Source organism: Syntrophaceticus schinkii, assembly GCF_000946815.1.
GTDB classification, from domain to species: domain Bacteria; phylum Bacillota; class DSM-12270; order Thermacetogeniales; family Thermacetogeniaceae; genus Syntrophaceticus; species Syntrophaceticus schinkii.
Genome location: NZ_CDRZ01000117.1, coordinates 1 through 2,655, shown reverse-complemented (window position 1 = coordinate 2,655; position 2,655 = coordinate 1). Strand labels below are relative to the sequence as shown.

1 protein-coding gene and 1 pseudogene are annotated in these 2,655 nt (G+C 38.7%); both read right to left on the bottom strand.

The window, feature by feature from the left end:
* Positions 1 to 246, bottom strand: a pseudogene (locus tag SSCH_RS05990) (IS5/IS1182 family transposase); the annotation flags it as partial.
* A gap of 551 nt (positions 247 to 797) precedes the next feature.
* Complete coding sequence (locus SSCH_RS05985; protein WP_044664674.1) at positions 798 to 2,564, bottom strand: DUF262 domain-containing protein; 1,767 nt, start codon at positions 2,562 to 2,564, stop codon at positions 798 to 800.
* Positions 2,565 to 2,655: the final 91 nt, after the last annotated feature.

The window sequence follows — 2,655 nt, the reverse complement described above, 5'->3', positions numbered from 1 at the left end:
CTGTTCCACGGTTTCCCGGTCTGTAAATCCGCATTTCTCTTTGATGATTAGCGCACCCAGGGCCATACGCAAGGGTTTGGCCACTGTTCCGGCATTGGACGGGAACAGGTCGGCGTAATTCTTTTCAATCGTTGACCAAGGTATTATTTCAGCCAATTTGACCCAACGGTTATTGGCACTGAGTTTGCCTTCAAAGGGAAGTATAAAGCCTTCAAGAACCATCTGACCTGTGGGACGTCGGTACATTTTCTTCCTCCATGTGCAAGGTTTTTGGGGTTTTTCTTGCATTTCCCTTGGATATTATTCGATAAAAAGGTCGTGAATCCCTTGTAGTTCTTGGACTTTATTGTTGTTCAGCAAGCCCTATGTAACTTACAATTACAAAACAATATAAACCTGTATTATTAACCTGATTCTAATACATAATACAGGTTAAAATTGTTGTCCATCCTAAGTTACATGGTTGCTCACCAGTACAGTTAGATGGTACATGTACTGCTATAAAATCCTGCAAGGTTTTAGGCGATGCCCCTATGTCATCTTTTCAGAAAGCATTAGAAATCTTGTCGCCCGGTAGCTATTTTCTTTTTCATCTCTATAGTATCTCATTTTGCAGATCTAACATAAAAACTGAACCTCTTTATCTCAGGTTTTTTGTCCGCGGTTTCTTCACGGTCAACCAGACCGGCGATTTTGCTCAGGTAAGGTGGTTCCTTCCTTCACCTGCCAATCCATCTCAAGCTGGCTATTTCAAGCTGGTCATTAACTCCGTTATATTGAGGGCAATAATATCTTCTTTATCCCATAGCCTTAAGAATCTTGCGATACAATGCTTCTTTTCTCTTCTCAAAAAAAACATCAAAATTATTATTTCTCATGGCATCAACATCGATAAGGTGAGTTCCAAGAATTTCATCAAGTGTTTCGGTATGGATATTTTGCTCTTCTTTCAAGTAATTTAAGTAAACACTTGGTGCATTTCCGCCTATAGAGCGGTTCGTTTTAGAGGAAAGGGGTGTTTTGTTTATTATGGAGTTATAAAGATCCCGCGGGATGTTATTTTTCCTACAATAAGCTTGAGGGAAAATATGGTGTATATCTATATTTTCATTATAATATGTCTGTAAATCCACAGAAACCCCTGACATAAAATCTCTACATCCTTCTTTCATGAGCAGAACATGTACTCCCTTATAGGCTGCACTGTTTCTTGTTCGCAGTGTTAAAAGCCTATTAGGATCAAAAGCCGCTTCGCTTACTGTATCGGGTTCATCTCCACCATTTAACCAGCTAATTACTTGGGGCAAGTCTTTTGCAAAACGAGTCTCTATGGCAGCACCATACAGTTCTCCAAAAACCCCACACCAGTACCATCGTGATATTTTTTCCCGTACACTCTGGTTATGGGCATTTGCTCCTAATTCCACTAAAATTGCCGTTAAAGGGATCAGTTGTGTTGGGTATGGAATATCGCGCTTTGAAAAGATTTTTTGCTCCATTAAAAATTTAGCGGCTTCATAAAATCCTTCTGTAACTTTAATATTCCACTCTCTATACTCATTTACATCAAGGTTTAATATATCACGACGCTTACAGCTTACTGCAGCACCTGACCTTCCCTTCTTTCGATTGTAAGTCACAAGTAGTGCAATAGTCTGTAAAAAATCAGTATTATCTAGCACGGATAAAATAGGATTGTTTTTAAATCCTTGAGGCTCTTCTTGGGGTTCTTCTTCATTAGATAAACCCTCATACCTTAATCTCCAATCATCCCTCAAAGAATAATTATCAGCTGCAAAAGATGCTGTCAGCAGCTCGAAAACATTTAACGTCATACCTCCTGTATTTACATTTTCAAATACTTGACACACTGCTTCTTTTGGAGTCGTATTTAAAAGAGTTATTACAGGTAATTGATAATTATTAAAGGCAGAATATGCGTCAGACATAAATCTGCTCCAGTTTAAGGAGCGATCTTGCATATCAGTACTAAAATATTGATTCTGCCATTTAAGAAGTTTATCCGCACTAAACAAATAATGCACTGGAAGCACTCCGGCTTCACATTCTTTTTCGATTGTTGAATAATCGGCTATCACTACTCCACCTTTGCCTGTTATTATTTTATTTTCCGGAACCGATATGATCGCATCATCTTTGTCTGCATCGGGGTCAGTTGCAATACCCATGTCCAAGTAATACCACCGTTTTATTTCTTTTCCACGATCATTACGAGTCTTTACTGGTTCATCAAGATACAGAGCCTGATATAAAGAGGTTATTCGCTGCTGCCCATCTAGTATAAGCCGTTGGGGTTCCGGCGGATCATTTAAATTGACACCCTCCACCAAACGTGGTTTAATTTTATCATTTATATTACCTGTTTCCAAAAGCATTACGGAACCGATGGGGTATGATTTTAGAATACTTACCAATAGTTTTTTAATTCGTTCATCATCCCATACCCAACCCCTTTGAAAGTCTGGCAACTGCATTCTTCCATCCTTCACTGAATCAAGTAAGCTTTTCAGCATTTCTGAAGTGCTGTGAAAGATTGTCGGCATTGATAAACCCCCCTTATAATTAACAACATCTAATATTTTATTGGTACCCGCTTGATTATTGTGGTGCAAAAACCCCTATAAACTAAAGGTT

Coding starts and splice junctions, on each gene's coding strand:
- SSCH_RS05985 (WP_044664674.1), bottom strand. CDS start 2,564: ATGCCGACAATCTTTCACAGCACTTCAGAAATGCTGAAAAGCTTACTT.